Raw genomic sequence first — 18,241 nt, forward strand, 5'->3', positions numbered from 1 at the left:
GCTGAGGACAGCTGCCGCCCGGTTTCCGGGCGGCGGCTGTTCCTGTCCGGGACTGCCCGCCCTGCTGGGGCGGGGCCGGCGCGGAAAAATCGGGTACAACTTTTCCCATCCTCCCTCATACACATAAGCAGAGGTGATGCGCCATGGAGAAAAAACCGCGCCGGGAGGGGCTTTTGGAAAAGACGGCAGAGCTGTTCGATCTGCCTGCGGACGCCCTGGCCGGACTGCCCAAGGTGGAGCTGGTAGGGGACCGGGAGCTGCGGATCGAGAACCACCGGGGCATCCTGGCCTACGGAACGGAGGAGATCCACGTCAGCGGCGGGGCCTTCGTCATCCAGATCACCGGCCAGGGGCTGGAGCTGCGGGCCATGACCGGGCTGGAGCTGCTCATCACCGGCCGCATCGCCGGCATCCAGCTGGCCTGAGGGGAGGGAACGCGCGTGCAGTGGATCGTGAACCGGCTGCGGGGGGAGCTGCGGGTGGTGGCCCGGGGGCCCTTCCCGGAGCGCCTGATGAACGTGTGCGCCCAGAATGGGATCTCCTTCTGGGCCCTGGAGTGGCGGGATGGGCACACCCTGTCCATGACGGTGCGGCAGGAGGACCGGAAGCAGCTGTGGAAGCTGGCGGAGCGGGTGGGCTGCACTGTGGAGACGGAGGGGAGCCGGGGCCTGCCCGCCTTTTTGGCCCGCTTCCGCACCCGGTATGCCTTCCTGGCGGGGTTCGCACTGTCCCTGGCAGCGGTGTGCATCCTGTCCAGCTTCGTGCTCACCATCCAGGTGACAGGGAACGAGACCGTCCCCACTGGGGTGATCCTCAGCGAGCTGCGGCGGCTGGGGGTGCGGCCCGGGGCATACGGTCCGGCCCTGGAGCGGCGGCAGATCGCCGAGGAGGCCCTGCTGTCCCTGGATGAGCTGTCCTGGATGTCCCTGAACCTCCACGGCACCCGGCTGGAGGTGCAGGTGCGGGAGGCGGTCCAGCCCCCCGAGCTGACCAAGGAGGAGGGCCACTACCACGTGGTGTCAAAGGCGGACGGCATCGTGACCCGGGTGGAGACCATGGACGGGGAGGCGGCGGTGAAGGAGGGGGACACAGTGACGGAGGGGGAGATCCTCATCAGCGGCACGGTGAGCATGGAGCCCCCCATGTACAGCGACCAGCCGGTGCGCTACTACCAGACCCACGCCCGGGGCCGGGTGGAGGCCAGGACCTGGCGCACCCTCACCGCGTCCATCCCGCTCACCGCCCAGGTCAAGGCGTACACAGGAGAGGAAAAAAGCCGCTTTACCCTGACGGTCCTGGGATATCCCGTGGAATTTTATCAAAACGCTGGCATTTCCTGGCCCTGGTATGATAAAATAAGTACAGTGTACCAGGCCGGGCTGCCCGGCGGGCTCACGCTCCCCCTGTCCTGGACGGTGGAGCGGTACCGGGCCTATGAGCCCGTCCAGACGGAGGTGGACCGCACCGCCGCCCAGACTCTGCTGGAGGAGCGCCTGCTGGCGCAGCTGAAGGAGCAGATCGGGGAGGAGGGCCGGGTGGTCTCCACCTACTACACCGCCCGGGCGGCGGACAGCTGGCTGGAGGTCACCCTCACCGCCGAGTGCCGGGAGGAGATCGGCCGGGAGGTGCCCGCGGCACCGGACGCCGGAGACAGCGCCCCGGAACAACCATAACAAGTAAGGAGATTTCCTGCAAATGACAGAACAGAGCATCAGCCTGGAGCGGCTGGAGGAGACCATCAACGTGTTCGGCTCCTTTGACGAGAACATCCGTATCATTGAGGGCGAGATGGAGGTCTCGGTGGTGAGCCGGGACTCAATGCTGAAGGTGAGCGGCGAGAACGCGGAAAACGTGATGTACGCGGTCAAGGCCATCGAGGCCCTCATGTCCCTCTCCTCCCGGGGGGAGGCCATCAACGAGCAGAACGTGCGCTATATCATCCAGCTGGTCCGCAGCGGCAACGAGAGCCAGATCAGCCAGCTGGCGGGGGACGTGCTGTGCGTCACCGCCAAGGGGCGGCCCATCAAGGCCAAGACCCTGGGACAGAAGAAGTATGTGGAGGCCATCAAGAAGAACGTGGTCACCCTGGGCATCGGCCCCGCCGGCACCGGCAAGACCTATCTGGCGGTGGCGGCGGCGGTGGCCGCCTTCCGGGCCAAGGAGGTCAACCGCATCATCCTCACCCGCCCCGCAGTGGAGGCGGGTGAGCGGCTGGGCTTCCTGCCTGGGGATCTCCAGTCCAAGGTGGACCCCTATCTGCGGCCCCTGTACGACGCCCTGTTCGACATGCTGGGCGCGGAGACCTACAACAAGTATCTGGAGCGGGGGAACATCGAGGTGGCCCCCCTGGCCTATATGCGGGGCCGCACCCTGGACGACAGCTTCATCATCCTGGACGAGGCCCAGAACACCTCCCGGGAACAGATGAAGATGTTCCTCACCCGCCTGGGCTTCGGCTCCAAGATCGTCATCACCGGCGACATCACCCAGATCGACCTGCCCGCGGACAAGGTCTCCGGCCTGCGGGAGGCTATGCGGGTGCTCAAGGGGGTGGAGGACATCTCCATCTGCCGCCTGACGGAGAGCGACGTGGTCCGCCACGTGCTGGTCCAGCGGATCATCAAGGCCTATGAGGAGGACGAGGAGCGCCGCGGTCCCAAAAAGGACAGGCGGGAGCGGCCCTGACCTCGGGCATCCCAAAGAGGTCCCGCCCTGAAGAGCCCCCGCGCAGGGTGCGCGCGCCCGCCGGGAGAAACGATGCAGCGGGAGGAAGAGATACGATATCCATCAATGGAGGCGGGTACAAATGATATTCAATGAACGGCTGAGGCGCCTGCGGAAGGAGCGCGGTCTGACCCAGGCGCAGACGGCAGAGCACCTGTCCATCGCCTGGCGGAATTACCAGCGCCTGGAGAAGGATGGGAACGCCCCCAGCTTTCTCACCTTTGTGAAGGCGGCGGAGTTCTTCGGCGTCTCCCTGGACTATCTGGCGGGCCGGACCGATGCGCGGGAGGTCAACCGGGGGACATGTCCTCCGGCGGGGCCGGAGCACCGGATCATCCTGGAGGCGGAGGTGGAGGCCCCGGACACTGTGGAGCCCCTGCTCCGCCGGGTCATCTCCGCCGCCCTGGAGGCGGAGGGGATGGACCTGCCCTGTGAGATCAACGTGCTCCTCACCGACGACGAGGGCATCCATCAGGTGAATCTGGACATGCGGGGGGTGGACAGGCCCACTGACGTGCTCTCCTTCCCCATGTTCGACCTCTCTCCGGGGGAGAAGCCGGGGGAAGAGCACGAGGACCCGGACACCGGGCTGGTGCCCCTGGGGGATATGTGCATCTCTCTGGAGCGGGCCGCCGCCCAGGCGGAGGAGTACGGCCACAGTGTGGAGCGGGAGCTGAGCTATCTGGCGGTCCATTCTGTGCTCCATCTGCTGGGCTATGACCACATGGACGAAGGCCCCATGAAGGCCCAGATGCGCCGGCGGGAGGAGCACATCCTGGAGGGGCTGGGCATCCGCCGGGGATGAGAGGCCACGTCCCGCGGGGAAGCGGGAGAAAATGTCCCGCCGGGCCCGGAGGGGATTGCGCGGGGCGGGCCGGTGTGGTACAATAAGCAGTCCCGCAGAGGCGCACCGGCCCGAAATTCCGGAGAGGCCGGCGGCCGGCCGCGGGAGACAGAAAGAGAGATCTAGGAGAGAAAGAGATGAATATTTGGCAGAAAAGGGCACCCGGAGTGCTGCTGTGCCTGGCGGTGGCACTGCTGGCCTGGTTTTTGGTGGAGCTGGCCCCGGCTCTGGAGATCGTGGGCAGCGCGGTGCTGGCCATCCTGTTCGGCATGGTGCTGTGCGCGGTGATGAAAAACAAGGACAAGGTGAAGGACGGGGTGGCCTTCACCTCCAAAAAGGTGCTCCAGTACGCGGTCATCCTGCTGGGCTTCGGCCTGAACCTGCGGAAGATCGGTGAGGTGGGGCTCACCTCCCTACCCATCATCCTGTCCACCATCGCCACCTCCCTCATCGTGGCCTTCCTCATGAGCCGGGCCCTGCATATGCCCGGGAAGATCGCCACCCTCATCGGCGTGGGCTCCTCCATCTGCGGGGGCTCCGCCATCGCGGCCACCGCCCCGGTGATCGAGGCGGACGATGAGGAGATCGCCCAGTCCATCTCGGTGATCTTCCTGTTCAATGTGCTGGCGGCCCTGATCTTCCCCACCCTGGGCGGGGCCATCGGGCTGAGCGACACCGGCTTCGGCCTGTTCGCCGGCACTGCGGTGAACGACACCTCCTCCGTCACGGCGGCCGCCTCCACCTGGGACACCCTGCACAACACCGGCGGCGCGGTGCTGGAGTATGCCACCATCGTCAAGCTGACCCGCACCCTGGCCATCATCCCCATCACCCTGGCGCTGGCCCTCTTCCGGGTGCGCCAGGCGGAGAAGGCCGGCGGGAAGAGCGGCGTGAAGGTGTCCGCCAAGTCGGTGTTCCCCATGTTTATCCTGTACTTTGTGCTGGCCTCCGTCATCACTACGGTGGTCACCGCCGTGCTCTCCGGTCCCGCCCTGGCGGGGGCCAATGAGCTTTTCTCCCTGCTCAAGACCCTGAGCAAGTTCTTTATCGTCATGGCCATGGCGGCCATCGGCATCAACACCGACGTGGTCAAGCTGGTGAAGACGGGAGGCAAGCCCATCCTGCTGGGCTTCACCTGCTGGGCGGCCATCACCTGCGTCAGCCTGGGCATGCAGCACCTGCTGGGCATCTGGTAAAGGACCTGCGCCCGCCCGTCAGCGGGCGGCGCTCCATGAAAAACAGGGAGGGAAAACGATGCTCGCCAACTTTTTTGTCCTGTGGCTCCTGCTGGCTGTTGGCGGCGGATTTCTGCTCTTTTTCGGCGGGCTGCTGGCCTCCTGGATCGGGGAGGAAATGGTCTGCTTTCTGCTGGCCACCGCCCTCCTGGCCCTGGCCGGGGCGCTGATCATACAGCTGCGGGAGCGGCTCCAGCAGACCCGGCGCCGGCTGGAAGAGGAGACAGACCGGCTCCGCCGGATGGAGGAGAAGCTGGACCAGCTGCTGGAGCGGGGAACGGATCATAAGGCGGAAAGTGCTCACACCGCCGGAAAAGAAAGTTGAGGAACAAACGCTATGTCCATCAAAAAATCGGGAATGATCTCTATTGTAGGCCGCCCCAACGTGGGCAAGTCCACCCTGACCAATGCCCTGGTGGGGGAGAAGGTGGCCATCGTCTCCAACAAGCCCCAGACCACCCGGAACCGGATCTGTGCCATTCTGAACCGGGGGGAGAGCCAGTTCGTCTTTCTGGATACGCCGGGCCTGCACAAGGCACGCACCCGCCTGGGGGACTACATGGTGAACGTGGTGAAGGAGAGCGTGGCCGACGTGGACGCGGTCATGCTGCTGGTGGAGCCCATCCCCAACGTCGGCGGCCCGGAGGCGGAGCTCATCGCCCGCATCAAGACCCTGGGCTGCCCCTCGGTGCTGGTCATCAACAAGGTGGACACCCTGGAGCACAAGGAGGAGCTGCTGGAGGTCATCCAGACCTACGGGCAGGCCCATGAGTTCACCGCCGTGGTCCCTGTCTCGGCCAGGACCGGCGAGGGGGTGGAGGAGCTGCTGGACGTACTGGACGGGTTTCTGCCCCAGGGGCCCCAGCTCTTCCCGGAGGACATGGTCACCGATCAGCCGGAGCGCCAGATGATGGCGGAGATCCTGCGGGAGAAGCTGCTGCTCTGCCTGGACAAGGAGATCCCCCACGGCACCGCCGTGGAGATCACCAAGTTTTCCGAGCGGGATGACGAGGTCATCGAGATCGACGCCACCATCTACTGCGAGAAGAACAGCCATAAGGGGATCATCATCGGCAAGGGGGGAGCCATGCTGAAAAAGGTGTCCTCCCTGGCCCGGCAGGACATGGAGCGATTCATGGGGACCAAGGTGTACCTCCAGACCTGGGTGAAAGTAAAAGAAAATTGGCGCGACAACGTGAATCTGATCCGCAACTTCGGATACCGGGATGAGTGAGGGAAAAGACCGGGCCTAAAAATTACCGCGCATGTTTTCCACTGGAGATGCCAGCCTAAGCAGCAGAGACAGGAGGGCAAGACAGATGGAACAGAGCGGATTTTGGAACTTCTTTTTTGCCACCGGACTGCCCCAGGCCTATCTGGCGGCCCGGCTGAAGGAGGGGGAGGAAGTGGTCTTCCCTCCCATGCCCCCTCCCGGAGCGCCGGGGGGCGGGACTCTGCCCCCGTCTGTGCCGGGCATGATGGACAAAAAGGATATGTGAACTGCCCGGCCGGCCCGCCCTCGGCGGACCGGCCGGAGATACATAGAGGAGCGGACGAGATGCATATGCGCACCAAAGCGCTGGTCCTCCGTGCGGTGGATTACAAGGAGTCAGACAAGATCCTGACCCTGCTGACCCAGGAGAGCGGGAAGCTCACCGCCTCGGCCCGGGGCTGCCGTAAGAAGGGGAGCCCGGTGGCCGCCGGGGTCCAGCTGCTGGCCTGGTCGGACCTGGTGCTGTATGAGTACCGGGGCCGCTGGACCGTGAAGGAGGCGGCGGTGGAGCGGGAGTTTCTGGGGCTGCGCCGGGATGTGGAGCGGCTGGCCCTGGCCTGCTACTTCGCCGAGGCGGCGGAGGCGCTGGCGGTGGAGGACGTGCCGGCGCCGGAGCTGCTCTCCCTGGTGCTCAACAGCCTGTACGCCCTGGACCAGATGCCCCAGAAGCCCCTGGCCCTGGTCAAGGCGGCCTTTGAGCTGCGGCTGATGTGCGCTGCGGGCTATGAGCCCATCCTGGACGGCTGCGCCGTCTGCGGCGCGGAACGGCCGGAGGAGCCCCGCTTCCACCTGCGGGAGGGGGCGCTCCACTGCGCCAAATGCCGAGGCGGTGTGGGGGAGGGGATCTCCATGCCGGTCTCGCCCCCCGTCCTGGCCGCTATGCGGCATGTGGTCTGCGGGGACGCCCGGCGGCTGTTTTCCTTCCGGCTGGACAGCGGGGCCCTGGAGGAGCTGGCCGGGGTGAGCGAGGCGTATCTGCTCACCCAGCTGGAACGGGGCTTCCGCACCCTGGACTTCTATAAGCAGATGACCCTGCCGGCCGGGCCGGACAGGTGAGAGGGACGCTGTCCGTTCGGACGGACAGCGTCTTTTTTCCATCCGTCCAGCCTGGGCCGGACGGGGCCTCTCCTGCCTGGAGGGGAAAAGACGAGAAGTTGACATAAGTTTGGAGGAAAAAGACTGGAATTCCCTCCCCGCTTGTGCTAATATAATAAAGTGCCTGTTTCCGGAGGAGGGGACTCTTCCGGGGAACGGGACAGAGTATGACAGTTTCACGGAGGTACATCGTTTTGACCTATTGGATGTCGATCTTGATGGGGATCCTGCAGGGGATCGCAGAATTCCTGCCCATCTCCAGCTCGGGCCACCTGGCCCTGTTCCAGCACTTCTTCGCCATGGAAAACGTGGAGGAGTCCCAGATGTTTTTCACGGTGCTCCTGCACTTTGCCACCCTGATCGCGGTGTGCGTCTACTACTGGCAGGACATCATCGACATGATCCGGGAATTTTTCCTGGGCATCCGGGACCTGGCCTCCAGGGGACGGCGGGGCCGGGAGAAGCTGCCCCCCGCCCGGCGGCTGGTGCTGCTCATCATTGTGGCTACCCTGCCCCTGTTTGTGGTGCTGCCGATCAAGGATCTTGTGGAGGGGGCCATGTCCAACGTGACCTTTGTCTCTTTCGCCCTGCTGGCCACCGGCTTCATCCTGTTTTTCTCCGACCGGATGGCCCGGGGGCGGAAAACGGAGCGGACTGCCACTGTGCTGGACGCCCTTCTGGTGGGCTGCGCCCAGGCGCTGGGCACCCTGCCCGGCATCTCCCGGTCCGGCATCACCATCTCGGCGGGGATGCTGCGGGGCTATGACCGCACCTTTGCCGTCCGGTTCTCCTTCCTGATGAGCCTGCCTGCCGTCTTCGGCGCCACCCTGCTGGAGCTGATCGACGCGGTCCAGGCGGGGATCGACACCAGCCTTCTGCCCGTCTATCTGGTGGGCATGCTGGTGGCCGGCGTGGTGGGCTACTTCGCCATCCGCCTGGTGAACCTGCTGGCGGGCAAGGGAAAGTTCGGCGCCTTTGCCTACTACTGCTGGGCGGCGGGAGCCATCTCCCTGGCCGCCAGCCTGGCGGGGCTGTGAGGGCGCCCCGGACCAAGACCTGATTGACCGGAAAGGGAGGCGGACACATGGCCGCATCACAAAAGAAGACCGGAGGGAAGCGCACCTCCTCCGGGGGAACGCGCAGGAGCGGCAGTGCCTCCGGCAGCAGCCGGGGGAACAGCCGCGGGAGCAAAGCGCCGGCCCGCCGGCCCATGCGTCGGGAGATCGGGGCGGCGGTGTGTCTGGCGCTGGCCCTGTTCGCGGCGCTGGGCTATTTCCACATCCAGGCCATTTTCATCGATTTCTTCTCCGGACTGCTGAAGGGTCTGCTGGGCTATGGTTTCTGGCTGATGCCTCCGGCCCTGCTGCTGGCGGCCTATATCCTGGCCTTCCACCGGGGGCGGCCGGTGCGCCTGCGGGTGACCTGCGCCCTGCTGCTGCCCCTGCTCTTCTCCTGCATCGTCCACGGGCTGCTGGGCAGGGTCCTGCCCTGGGACGCCGCCCTGGTGAAGACCCTGTGGGCGGCGGGGGAGGAGCTGACCTCCGGCGGCGTGCTGGGGGGCGTGCTGGCCCAGGGGAGCGTCCAGGTGTTCAGCCGCCTGGGCTCCACCATCCTGTTCGTGCTGGCCTTCCTGCTGGCAGGACTGGGGGCCTTCCGCCTCTCCCTGGCCGAGGTGGCGGACTGGATCTTCGACCGGCCCCGCTATGAGTATGAGCCGGAGGAGGAGCCGGAGCGCCCGCGCCGGAGCAAGCGGGAGGAGCGGCCCGCCGCCCCGGAGCCCGTTCGGACCCCCTCCCGCCGGGCGGACATCGACATCCCGGTGGAGGACGGCCCCCTGGTGGGCAAGACGGCCCAGACCGCTCCCGAGGTGAAAAAGAAGGGGAGCTTTTTCAACCGCAAGGCAAATGTCCCCGCTCCGGACCAGGTGCTGGCGGGGGCGGAGCAGCGGACGGCGGAGCAGCCCGCCCCGGTGCCGGAGCCGGCGGCAGAGCCCGCCCAGGCGGAGCTGGTCCGGCAGGCGCCGGAGCCGGCCCCCGCGCCTGTCCCGTCTGTCCCGCCCGCCCCGCCGGCCGCCCCCCTCTCCGGGGAGAGCCCCCGGGAGCCGGAGCCGGCCAAGGTCTCCCGGGAGGAGGCACGCCAGGCCGCCCAGGAGGTGGCCCGGGATGTCCAGTCCCGGCTGGCGGAGGCGGGGGAGCACCCCTATCAGTATCCCCCCCTCTCCCTACTGAAGGAGGGACCGGGGGACATCGGCGGGGAGGCCCTGGTGGAGCTCAACGCCAACCGGCAGCGGCTGGATGACACCATCCACTCCTTCGGCATCGACGCCAACATCGTCAACGTGACCCGGGGCCCCTCGGTGACCCGGTACGAGCTGGAGCTGGACCAGGGCGTCCGGCTGAACAAGCTGACCAATCTGGCGGACGACATCGCCCTGGCCCTGGGGGCCTCCGGCGTGCGCATCGCCCCCATCCCGGACCAGATCTCCATGGTGGGCATCGAGGTGCCCAACAAGCTGGTGTCGCCGGTGAACATCCACAGCGTCATCGGCTCCAGGGAGTTCACCGACAGCCCCTCCAAGGTGTCCTTCGCCGTGGGCAAGGACATCGGCGGCCACTGCATCGTAGGCAACATCGCCAAGCTGCCCCACCTGCTCATTGCCGGCACCACCGGCTCGGGCAAGTCGGTGTGCACCAACTCCCTGATCATCTCCCTGCTCTATAAGGCCACCCCCGACGAGGTGCGCCTGATCATGGTGGACCCCAAGATGGTGGAGCTGGGCATCTACAACGGCATCCCCCACCTGCTGATCCCGGTGGTCACTGACCCCAAGAAGGCGGCGGGCGCCCTGCAGTGGGCGGTGACCGAGATGATGAAGCGCTACCGCACCTTTGCCGAGGTTGGGGTGCGGGATCTGGCCGCCTACAACGCCCTGGCCGCCAGGACGGAGGGCATGACCAAAATGCCCCAGATCGTGGTGGTCATCGACGAGCTGGCCGACCTGATGCTGGTGGCGGCCAAGGAGGTGGAGGAGTCCATCTGCCGGGTGGCCCAGATGGGCCGCGCCTCCGGCATGCACCTCATCATCGCCACCCAGCGGCCCTCCGCCGACGTGATCACCGGCCTGATGAAGGCCAATATCCCCAGCCGCATCGCCTTCGCGGTGGCCTCCAGCCTGGAGTCCCGCATCATCCTGGACACCACCGGCGCGGAGAAGCTGGTTGGCCGGGGCGACATGCTCTACTTCCCCCTGGGCTCCGGCAAGCCCACCCGGGTCCAGGGCTGCCTCATCTCCGACCAGGAGGTGGCCGCAGTGGTGGACTTTGTCAAGCAGAACAGCGGCGACGCCAGCTACGATGACCAGGTGATGCAGGAGATCGAGCAGCACGCCGCCGAGAAGGAGAAGGGCGCCAAGGGCGTGGGCGGCTCCGCCCCCGAGGAGGTGGGGGAGGAGTTCGACGAGCTCATCGACGCGGCAGCCGAGGTGATCCTGGAGACGGGACAGGCGTCGGTCTCTATGCTCCAGCGCCGCCTGAAGCTGGGCTATGCCCGGGCGGCCCGGCTGGTGGACCAGCTGGAGGAGAAGGGGATCGTGGGGCCCTTCGAGGGCTCAAAGCCCCGCCAGCTGCTCATCACCAAGGAGCAGTGGCAGGAGATGAAGTACCGCCAGGGCGTCCCCGGGGGAACCCCTCCCGAGAGCGCTTCCGGGGCAGCTCCAGGCGGAGCGGAGGAGGACATGCCCCCCTTCGATGTGGGAGAGGCCCTGGACCGGGCGGAGGAGGACACCCTGTGACCCGCGCCGGGGAGAGCTCCCGGACGGCCCCTGACATAAGAAGGCCCGCCGCGTCAGCGGTGGGCCTTTTCTGCGCGCAGTCCCCGGTACAGCCGGGGGACGTTGTACGAGCGGAGCCTTTGAGATCGGATCATTTGTTAACTTGACCGTTTATGAAGTATGTACGCGACAAGGGAACATACCGCGATCCCGATGCCAAACGGGATGGCATAGAGAAATGCCACGCTGGCAGGTGCGCTGTAACATGAGTGCTCGATCCCGCAGAGCATATCACGATAGCCAAATGCCACAACGGCACACATGACATCTGACAACAAAATTGCGACAGCGCTAAAAAGATGACTCAATTTCCCCATAGGCTTGCCTCCGTTCATTTCTTTCGCAGGATCAGGACCGCTCCAGTGACCATCAAAAGGACGCACAGGGCGATGAGCACACCAGACCCATTGAGGGTGATCGTTGAAGCGGTATTCAGCTGCTCTGCCGCACCGGGGCTTATGACCATCATGAGTCCGGATAGTGTCAGACAGATGGCGCCAGCCAGGCAAAGACAAATGCCGGCTTTCTGATCCATGGCTTTCGGGCCCTTGGCTTCTTTTGGCGTTGACCGTGTTTCTTCTGTCCTTTCCTCAGCCCCTCTGTCCTTTACAAGTTCATCAAGAGTGATGTGGAAGCACTCGCTCAAAGCCAACAGTTTTTGAAATTCAGGCATTGATGTTCCGCTCTCCCATTTGGAGATGGCCTGTCTCGAAACGCCTATCTTCTCCGCAAGCTGCTCTTGAGAAAGGCCGCTCTTTCGTCTGAACTGATATATTCTTTCAGACAACATTTGTGTTACCCCCTTGGAAACAATATACTGCGATCCATGGTCACACGCTACCAACTACGGCTGAAACTTCCGCAACTGCCGGTTGCATCCCCTGAGATCCTTCTGCTCCGCGCCATAGATGCCCTCAGTGTACGGAGGGTATCGTCCTATCCGCACCAAGGGGACAGCCTTGGCCCTGCGGGAACGGCTCATGACACGCCGAGCCTGACAGCAGCCCAATAGTTTTGGATGATCTTTCTCTGCCAGGCCAGAAAGAGACAGCCGGCAAAAAGGAGGACAGCACCCAACAGGACAGCCCAGGGGCTTGCACCGGAGCTTTCTATGAATCCGGTCACATCATCCCCTGGGGGTGCCTGATCGGAAAGATACAGGAGGGGGACGATCCCCCATGCCAGGGCAGGGGCTGTGAGGATCAAGGGAAACAGAAAAGAAAAAATTCGATAAAAGACGGACTGCGCTGCGTCCCGATAGAGCAGCATATAGGCGATGGATATGAGGACCGGCAGCAGCATTCCCGCAATATAAAAAAGAGACAGCGTCAGAGCGGTGAACGTACCGCCTTCATAGCGCATATAGGCGCCCAGAATGCTGAATTCTGTGATGCGGGCGCCGCAGGACAGCGCGATCAGGGCATGCCCGCCCTCGTGCAGAATGATATAGACCGGAATGGTGAATAGGATGCTTGCAAATAGGGATAGGATCTTTCGCGTGTTCAGGTCCATAGAGCTCCCTCCATCGTCCGTGCTGACCGTTTTTTCTCCTGCTCTTGTTTTGGGGCCCCAGGGCAGGCTTTCCCCTCCGCGGTCCCGCCCCGCAGAGGGCGGGGACGCACAGACGCATCGGAGGGGATGTTTAAGCAGAGTTTTCCCTGAAAATACCCGCCGAGAACCCCTGTCGTTTCTGTTACCATGATACAATATTTGGGGGGGCGTTTCAAGGCAGGAATGAGGGCGCACGAAGTGCGCCCCTACACAGGACCCGGGGGCCGGTGCGGGCATCAGGCTCTGCGCCGGAGGGCCGGAAAAAGCGGCCGCGGCTCCAGGACAGGAGCCGCGGCCGTGGAACCGGAACAGGGACGGCCACTCAGCAGGGAGAGGAGTCCGAGCCGGGAGCGGAGAGGAGATCGGCCAGGGTCACCTGGTCCAGATATCCACAGATGAGCGCGTCAAGCCGCTCCCAGAGGGGACGGGTGCGGCAGCTGCCGGCCCGGGCACAGGGGTCGGAGCCGCAGTCGAGACAGGCCACCGGGGCCAGGGAGCCCTCTGCCAGACGCAGGATCTCTCCCACGGAGTAGTCCTCCGGCGGACGGGTGAGTCGGTAGCCGCCCCCCTTTCCACGCACGCCCTCCACCAGGCCGCCCTTGGAGAGGGTGGAGATGATGCTCTCCAGATACTTGCCTGAGATGCCCTGCTCCGAAGCGATGGAGCTCAGGGCGGTGTAGCAGTCCCGGCCGTGCTGGGCCAGCTCCAGCATGACCCGGAGCGCATATCTGCCCCTTGTGGAGACCAGCATGGATGTCACCTCCTTTTTGTCGCCCCTATTATACCATTGCATGGGCAGAAATTCAAGAGAGCGGCGGAGCAGAACCTTGATTTGCGTCCCGGAGTGTGGTAAAGTATGGAGCAGGGCGTGCGCTTCCTGCGGGCTGCCCAACATTCAGGACGGAGGGACCAACATGCTCTTTGTATGCTACCCCAAATGCACCACCTGCCAGAAGGCAAGGGCCTTTCTGGAGGAACGGGCGATCCCCTATGAGTTCCGGGACATCAAGCTGGACAACCCCAAAAAGGAGGAGCTGCGGGAGTGGCAGCACAGGAGCGGCCTGCCCCTGAAGCGATTTTTCAACACCAGCGGCCTGCAATACAAGGCTCTGGGCCTGAAGGACAGGCTGCCCGGCATGGACGAGGAGGAGCAGCTGGACCTGCTGGCTGCGGACGGGATGCTGGTCAAGCGGCCCATCCTGGCGGGAGAGGACTTCGTGCTGGTGGGCTTCAAGCCCGCCGAATGGGAGGCACGTTTTGGAAAAAGCGGCGGGAACGGTTGACAAGCGCCGAAATTGTGATAAAATATTGCGGTAAATGCGATGATGGAGCCAAGCGCGGCAGGCAGCCTGAAGCGAGAGGGGAGCGGTGTGAGCCCTCGGCAGAAGCGGCAGCGCAGGCCACTCCGGAGCGGCCCGTGAGGAGCGGGACGGACGATCCCCCGTTAGCTGGGATGCTGAGAGGCCGGAGCGCTCCCGAAAGGGCGTGCTCTGGCGATCAGGGTGGTACCGTGGTGATGATCCGCCCCTGACTTGGTCAGGGGCGATTTTTTATGGAACAAGGAGCTGATGGAATGAGACAATATGTGGTGGACGCCTTCGCCGACAGGATATTTGAGGGCAACCCGGCCGCGGTCTGCGTGATGGAGCGGTGGCCGGAGGAGGATCTGATGCTGAAGATCACCCGGGAGAACAACCTGTCTGAGACGGCCTTTGTTGTGAAAGAGGGGGAGGAGTACCGGCTGCGCTGGTTCACCCCCGGCGGGGAGATCGACCTATGCGGCCACGCCACCCTGGCCGCGGCCCATATCATCACCAGATTCGTGGAGCCGGGAGTGGAGAGGGTCGGCTTCCAGACCCTCAGCGGACTGCTGACCGTGCGGGCGGAGGGAGAGCTGCTGAGCATGGATTTCCCCGCCTACCAGCTGAAGCGGCTGGAGGTGACGGAGGAGATCACCCAGGCCCTGGGGGCGCGGCCGTCGGAGGTCTGGCGGGCCCGGGACCTGCTGTGCGTCTTTGACCGGGCGGAGGACGTGCTGGCGCTGAAGCCGGACATGGACAAGCTGCTGAAGGTGAAGGGGGCCCTGATGCAGGTCACGGCGCCGGGGATGGAGGGGTACGACTGCGTCTCCCGCTCGTTTGCCCCAAAGATGGGGGTGCCGGAGGACCCTGTGTGCGGCTCCGGACACTGCCATATCATCCCCTACTGGGCGCAAAAGCTGGGCAAGACCCGGTTCGTGGCCCGGCAGGCATCCCCCAGAGGGGGGACCCTGTACTGCCGGCTGGAAGGGGACCGGGTCATTCTGGCGGGCCGGGCGGTGCTCTATGCCCGGTCCGAGCTGATGCTGGAGGACAGACCATGAAACAGAGGATCGTGCCGCTGCTGGCGGCGGCCCTGGCCCTGACCGTGATGCTGGCCGGCTGCTCCTCCCAGGAGGAGGCGGAGCCCCTGCCCCAGGGCATGGACACAGAGACCGTCCTGACCGCCGGGGAGGCTGTCCTGGACCAGCTCCTGGAGGGCGACTACGAGGCGGTATATGAGTCCTTCCGGGAGGATATCCGGGCAGACCTGACCGCCCAGAGCGTCCAGGACCTGGTGGAGCCGGTGTTCCAGGAGGCGGGGGACTATCAGGAGCTCAAGTCCGCCCAGGTCACTGGCAGCACCGAGGGGGAGGAGCACGGCATCGCCCAGCTCCTGTGCATCTTCTCCCAGGAGAAGGTGTCCATCCGGGTGGCCTTTGACCCGGACATGGAGCTGATCGGCCTGTCCGCCGGACTTCAGAAGTCCAGCTGGAGCCTGTCCAATCTGGTGAACAATTTCACCGGCCTGTTCCGGGGCGACTGATGATATGGCCCGGTTATTTGTAACACAAAAACATGAAAAAATATTGGAGGTAGACCACCATGCGCGAGCCCAAGCCCTTTGGCCTGAATGAACTGAGGGAGATGTTCCTGTCTTTTTTTGAGAGCAAGGGACATCTCCGCCTGCCCAGCTTCTCCCTGATCCCCCAGAACGACGCCTCCCTGCTGCTCATCAACAGCGGCATGGCGCCCATGAAGCCCTGGTTCACCGGGGAGCAGGAGCCCCCCCGCCACCGCGTCTGCACCTGTCAGAAGTGCATCCGCACCGGCGACATCGAGAACATCGGCAAGACAGCCCGCCACGGCACCTATTTCGAGATGCTGGGCAACTTCTCCTTCGGCGACTACTTCAAGCGCGAGGCCATCGCCTGGTCCTGGGAGTTCCTGACCAGCCCGGAGTGGGTGGGCCTGGACCCGGACCGGCTGTATCCCTCCGTCTTTGAGGGCAACGAGACCACCCCCGCCGACGACGAGGCCATGGCCATCTGGCGGGACGAGATCGGCATTCCGGAGGACCGCATCTTCAAGTTCGGCAAGGCGGACAACTTCTGGGAGCACGGCTCCGGCCCCTGCGGCCCCTGCTCCGAGATCTACTACGACCGGGGCCCGGCCTATGGCTGCGGCAAGCCGGGGTGCACTGTGGGCTGCGACTGCGACCGCTATATCGAGGTGTGGAACATCGTCTTCTCCCAGTTCGACAACGACGGGGAGGGCCACTACACTGAGCTGAAGCAGAAGAACATCGACACCGGCATGGGACTGGAGCGCCTGGCCTGCGTGTGCCAGGGGGTGGACTCCCTCTTTGATGTGGACACCGTGATGAACATCACCCACAAGGTGTCCCAGATCACCGGCGCCCACTACGGCGAGAGCCACAGCAAGGACGTGTCCCTCCGGGTCATCACAGACCACATCCGCTCCGCCACCTTCATGATCTGTGACGGCGTGCTCCCCTCCAACGAGGGCCGGGGCTATGTGCTCCGCCGTCTGCTGCGCCGGGCCGCCCGCCACGGCAAGCTGCTGGGGGTGGACCACCCCTTCCTGTATGAGGTGTGCGACACCGTCATCCATGAGAACGAGGGCCACTATCCTGAGCTGCGGGAGCGCCAGGACTATATCACCAAGGTCATCCGGGTGGAGGAGGAGAACTTCGCCAAGACCATCGACGGCGGCCTGAAGATCTTCGGGGAGATGCTGGAAGGGCACAAGGCCCGGGGGGAGAAGACCTTCTCCGGGGCGGACGCCTTCAAGCTGTATGACACCTACGGCTTCCCCATCGACCTGACCATCGAGATGGTGGAGGACGAGGGCATGGAGCTGGACAAGGCCGCCTTCGACACCCTGATGGAGGAGCAGAAGACCCGGGCCCGGAAGGCCCGGGAGGCCCTGGGCGACCTGGGCTGGGCCGGCGTGGAGTTTGGCAAGGACATGCCCGCCACCCAGTTCCTGGGCTATGAGAGCCATTCTGCCCAGGGGAAGGTGCTGGCCCTGGTGGCGGGCGAGGAGCTGCGGGAGGAGCTGGGCACCGGCGCCGAGGGCATCCTGGTGCTGGATCAGACTCCCTTCTACGCCGAGATGGGCGGCCAGGTGGCCGACCACGGCGTGGTGGAGAACGACGGCTTCCGCTTCCAGGTCAGCGACGTACAGAAGAACAAGGGCGGGAAATATATGCACTACGGCCGGGTGCTCTCCGGCAATGTGAAGGTGGGGGATACGGTCACCGCCTCCATCGACGCCAAGCGCCGCCGGGCCATCCAGCGGGCCCACACCGCTACCCATCTGCTGCACAAGGCCCTCCAGACCGTGCTGGGCGACCACGTGCATCAGGCCGGCTCCCTGGTGGAGCCCGACTTCCTCCGCTTCGACTTCACCCACTTCTCCGCCATGACGCCGGAGGAGCTGAGCGAGGTGAACCGCCTGGTGAATGAGTCCATCCTGGAGGGATATCCGGTGGACACCAAGGTGATGGACATCGAGGAGGCCAAGAAGACCGGCGCCACCGCCCTGTTCGGCGAGAAGTACGGCGACACCGTCCGGGTGGTGGACATGGGGGGGTACTCCGTGGAGTTCTGCGGAGGAACCCATCTGGACAACACCGCCAAGGCGGGGGTGTTCCACATCTCCAGCGAGTTCTCTGTGGCCTCCGGCGTGCGCCGCATCGAGGCCACCACCGGGCAGGCGTCCCTGGACGTGATGAACCGCAACCAGGAGATGCTCTTCCAGGCCGCTGCCGCCCTGAAGGCCAAGCCCGGCGAACTGCGGGACAAGGCGGAGCACATCATGACGGAGATGAAGGAGCTGCGCCAGTCCCTGGAGAAATTCCGGGCCAAGGAGGCTCTGGGCGAGGCTGAGCGGTTCCTCTTCTCGGCCCACGAGGTGGGCGGCCTGAAGGTCCTCACTGCCACCGTGCCCGATGCCGATGCCAGCCGTCTGCGGAACATGGGCGACTTCCTGCGTGACAAAGAGCCCAGCGTGGTGGCGGTGCTGGCCTCCGTCAATGGGGAGAAGATCACCTTCCTGGCGGTGTGCGGCAAGGAGGCCGTCAAGCGGGGCGTGAAGGCGGGGGATATCATCAAGCAGGTGTCCGCCATCGCCGGCGGTTCCGGCGGCGGCAAGCCGGACAGCGCCATGGGCGGCGGCAAGGACGTACTGATGCTGGATAATGCCCTGGCCATGGTGGACAACGTGGTGTCCATGAAGCTGGGACTGTAAAGCCGCGGAAGCCGGCGTCTCTGCCGCCGGCCAAACCGGAGCCCAGCGAAGCGGGTCCGGTTTGGAGAGGACGAGCAAGGGAGCACGCGGAGCTTTCGCCAAAGGCGGAAGCGGAAC

18 protein-coding genes and 1 pseudogene are annotated in these 18,241 nt (G+C 64.8%); 16 read left to right on the top strand and 3 right to left on the bottom strand.

Annotated features, from left to right (window positions below; genetic code table 11):
• Positions 1–143 precede the first annotated feature (143 nt).
• The 12 genes and pseudogenes from NE584_RS13145 (at position 144) to NE584_RS13200 (ending at position 10,961) form a co-directional block, all read left to right on the top strand.
• Complete coding sequence (locus tag NE584_RS13145; protein WP_050624509.1) at positions 144–425, top strand: YabP/YqfC family sporulation protein; 282 nt, start codon at positions 144–146, stop codon at positions 423–425.
• A 15-nt stretch (positions 426–440) separates the two neighbouring features.
• Complete coding sequence (locus tag NE584_RS13150) at positions 441–1,673, top strand: sporulation protein YqfD (RefSeq protein WP_256183005.1); 1,233 nt, start codon at positions 441–443, stop codon at positions 1,671–1,673.
• Between the two features lie 22 nt (positions 1,674–1,695).
• On the top strand, positions 1,696–2,685 hold the full coding sequence (locus tag NE584_RS13155) for a PhoH family protein (RefSeq protein WP_108981433.1): 990 nt from the start codon (positions 1,696–1,698) through the stop codon (positions 2,683–2,685).
• A gap of 121 nt (positions 2,686–2,806) precedes the next feature.
• Positions 2,807–2,980: pseudogene (locus NE584_RS13160) on the top strand (helix-turn-helix domain-containing protein); the annotation flags it as partial.
• A gap of 75 nt (positions 2,981–3,055) precedes the next feature.
• Entirely contained in the window at positions 3,056–3,529 is a 474-nt protein-coding gene (gene ybeY / locus NE584_RS13165) for an rRNA maturation RNase YbeY (RefSeq protein ID WP_050625475.1), read from the top strand.
• Positions 3,530–3,705: 176 nt separating this feature from the next.
• Positions 3,706–4,764, top strand: a complete 1,059-nt coding sequence (locus NE584_RS13170; RefSeq protein WP_050624512.1) for a YeiH family protein — start codon at positions 3,706–3,708, stop codon at positions 4,762–4,764.
• Between the two features lie 58 nt (positions 4,765–4,822).
• Entirely contained in the window at positions 4,823–5,128 is a 306-nt protein-coding gene (locus tag NE584_RS13175) for a hypothetical protein (RefSeq protein WP_050624513.1), read from the top strand.
• Positions 5,129–5,140: 12 nt separating this feature from the next.
• On the top strand, positions 5,141–6,037 hold the full coding sequence (era, locus tag NE584_RS13180; RefSeq protein WP_050624514.1) for a GTPase Era: 897 nt from the start codon (positions 5,141–5,143) through the stop codon (positions 6,035–6,037).
• Positions 6,038–6,122: 85 nt separating this feature from the next.
• Positions 6,123–6,302, top strand: a complete 180-nt coding sequence (locus NE584_RS13185; protein ID WP_050624515.1) for a hypothetical protein — start codon at positions 6,123–6,125, stop codon at positions 6,300–6,302.
• Positions 6,303–6,361: 59 nt separating this feature from the next.
• On the top strand, positions 6,362–7,132 hold the full coding sequence (gene recO / locus NE584_RS13190) for a DNA repair protein RecO (RefSeq protein ID WP_050624516.1): 771 nt from the start codon (positions 6,362–6,364) through the stop codon (positions 7,130–7,132).
• A 233-nt stretch (positions 7,133–7,365) separates the two neighbouring features.
• On the top strand, positions 7,366–8,208 hold the full coding sequence (locus NE584_RS13195; protein WP_256183006.1) for an undecaprenyl-diphosphate phosphatase: 843 nt from the start codon (positions 7,366–7,368) through the stop codon (positions 8,206–8,208).
• A gap of 47 nt (positions 8,209–8,255) precedes the next feature.
• Positions 8,256–10,961 (top strand): DNA translocase FtsK, encoded by a 2,706-nt coding sequence (locus tag NE584_RS13200; protein ID WP_256183007.1) that lies wholly within the window; start codon positions 8,256–8,258, stop codon positions 10,959–10,961.
• Between the two features lie 370 nt (positions 10,962–11,331).
• Here NE584_RS13200 and NE584_RS13205 read toward each other — a convergent pair whose 3' ends face one another.
• From NE584_RS13205 to NE584_RS13215, 3 genes are all read right to left on the bottom strand, one after another.
• On the bottom strand, positions 11,332–11,790 hold the full coding sequence (locus NE584_RS13205; protein ID WP_108981426.1) for a helix-turn-helix domain-containing protein: 459 nt from the start codon (positions 11,788–11,790) through the stop codon (positions 11,332–11,334).
• 188 nt (positions 11,791–11,978) lie between these two features.
• Positions 11,979–12,512: a hypothetical protein gene (locus NE584_RS13210; RefSeq protein WP_108981425.1), complete on the bottom strand. Its 534-nt coding sequence runs from the start codon at positions 12,510–12,512 to the stop codon at positions 11,979–11,981.
• A 361-nt stretch (positions 12,513–12,873) separates the two neighbouring features.
• Complete coding sequence (locus NE584_RS13215) at positions 12,874–13,302, bottom strand: Rrf2 family transcriptional regulator (protein ID WP_050624520.1); 429 nt, start codon at positions 13,300–13,302, stop codon at positions 12,874–12,876.
• 163 nt (positions 13,303–13,465) lie between these two features.
• Here NE584_RS13215 and NE584_RS13220 point away from each other — a divergent pair, with 163 nt between their 5' ends.
• The 4 genes from NE584_RS13220 (at position 13,466) to alaS (ending at position 18,124) form a co-directional block, all read left to right on the top strand.
• The gene (locus NE584_RS13220) at positions 13,466–13,834 is read left to right on the top strand and encodes an arsenate reductase family protein (RefSeq protein ID WP_050624521.1); all 369 of its coding nucleotides are present in this window, start codon (positions 13,466–13,468) and stop codon (positions 13,832–13,834) included.
• A 290-nt stretch (positions 13,835–14,124) separates the two neighbouring features.
• Positions 14,125–14,913, top strand: a complete 789-nt coding sequence (locus NE584_RS13225) for a PhzF family phenazine biosynthesis protein (RefSeq protein ID WP_050624522.1) — start codon at positions 14,125–14,127, stop codon at positions 14,911–14,913.
• On the top strand, positions 14,910–15,395 hold the full coding sequence (locus NE584_RS13230; protein WP_256183008.1) for a DUF3887 domain-containing protein: 486 nt from the start codon (positions 14,910–14,912) through the stop codon (positions 15,393–15,395). The genes NE584_RS13225 and NE584_RS13230 overlap by 4 nt, the downstream gene beginning before the upstream one ends.
• A gap of 59 nt (positions 15,396–15,454) precedes the next feature.
• Complete coding sequence (gene alaS / locus NE584_RS13235) at positions 15,455–18,124, top strand: alanine--tRNA ligase (RefSeq protein ID WP_050624524.1); 2,670 nt, start codon at positions 15,455–15,457, stop codon at positions 18,122–18,124.
• The last annotated feature ends 117 nt before the right edge of the window (positions 18,125–18,241 follow it).

This window comes from Clostridium sp. DFI.5.61 (genome assembly GCF_024462915.1).
Lineage (GTDB): Bacteria > Bacillota > Clostridia > Oscillospirales > Oscillospiraceae > Lawsonibacter > Lawsonibacter asaccharolyticus.

Excerpts from the sequence above, each read along its gene's own strand:
- NE584_RS13225 (WP_050624522.1), top strand. The coding sequence starts at position 14,125 with ATGAGACAATATGTGGTGGACGCCTTCGCCGACAGGATATTTGAGGGC.
- era (WP_050624514.1), top strand. The coding sequence starts at position 5,141 with ATGTCCATCAAAAAATCGGGAATGATCTCTATTGTAGGCCGCCCCAAC.
- NE584_RS13175 (WP_050624513.1), top strand. The coding sequence starts at position 4,823 with ATGCTCGCCAACTTTTTTGTCCTGTGGCTCCTGCTGGCTGTTGGCGGC.
- NE584_RS13145 (WP_050624509.1), top strand. The coding sequence starts at position 144 with ATGGAGAAAAAACCGCGCCGGGAGGGGCTTTTGGAAAAGACGGCAGAG.
- NE584_RS13230 (WP_256183008.1), top strand. The coding sequence starts at position 14,910 with ATGAAACAGAGGATCGTGCCGCTGCTGGCGGCGGCCCTGGCCCTGACC.
- NE584_RS13155 (WP_108981433.1), top strand. The coding sequence starts at position 1,696 with ATGACAGAACAGAGCATCAGCCTGGAGCGGCTGGAGGAGACCATCAAC.
- NE584_RS13200 (WP_256183007.1), top strand. The coding sequence starts at position 8,256 with ATGGCCGCATCACAAAAGAAGACCGGAGGGAAGCGCACCTCCTCCGGG.
- NE584_RS13210 (WP_108981425.1), bottom strand. The coding sequence starts at position 12,512 with ATGGACCTGAACACGCGAAAGATCCTATCCCTATTTGCAAGCATCCTA.
- NE584_RS13220 (WP_050624521.1), top strand. The coding sequence starts at position 13,466 with ATGCTCTTTGTATGCTACCCCAAATGCACCACCTGCCAGAAGGCAAGG.
- alaS (WP_050624524.1), top strand. The coding sequence starts at position 15,455 with ATGCGCGAGCCCAAGCCCTTTGGCCTGAATGAACTGAGGGAGATGTTC.
- recO (WP_050624516.1), top strand. The coding sequence starts at position 6,362 with ATGCATATGCGCACCAAAGCGCTGGTCCTCCGTGCGGTGGATTACAAG.
- NE584_RS13215 (WP_050624520.1), bottom strand. The coding sequence starts at position 13,302 with ATGCTGGTCTCCACAAGGGGCAGATATGCGCTCCGGGTCATGCTGGAG.
- NE584_RS13185 (WP_050624515.1), top strand. The coding sequence starts at position 6,123 with ATGGAACAGAGCGGATTTTGGAACTTCTTTTTTGCCACCGGACTGCCC.
- NE584_RS13170 (WP_050624512.1), top strand. The coding sequence starts at position 3,706 with ATGAATATTTGGCAGAAAAGGGCACCCGGAGTGCTGCTGTGCCTGGCG.
- NE584_RS13205 (WP_108981426.1), bottom strand. The coding sequence starts at position 11,790 with ATGTTGTCTGAAAGAATATATCAGTTCAGACGAAAGAGCGGCCTTTCT.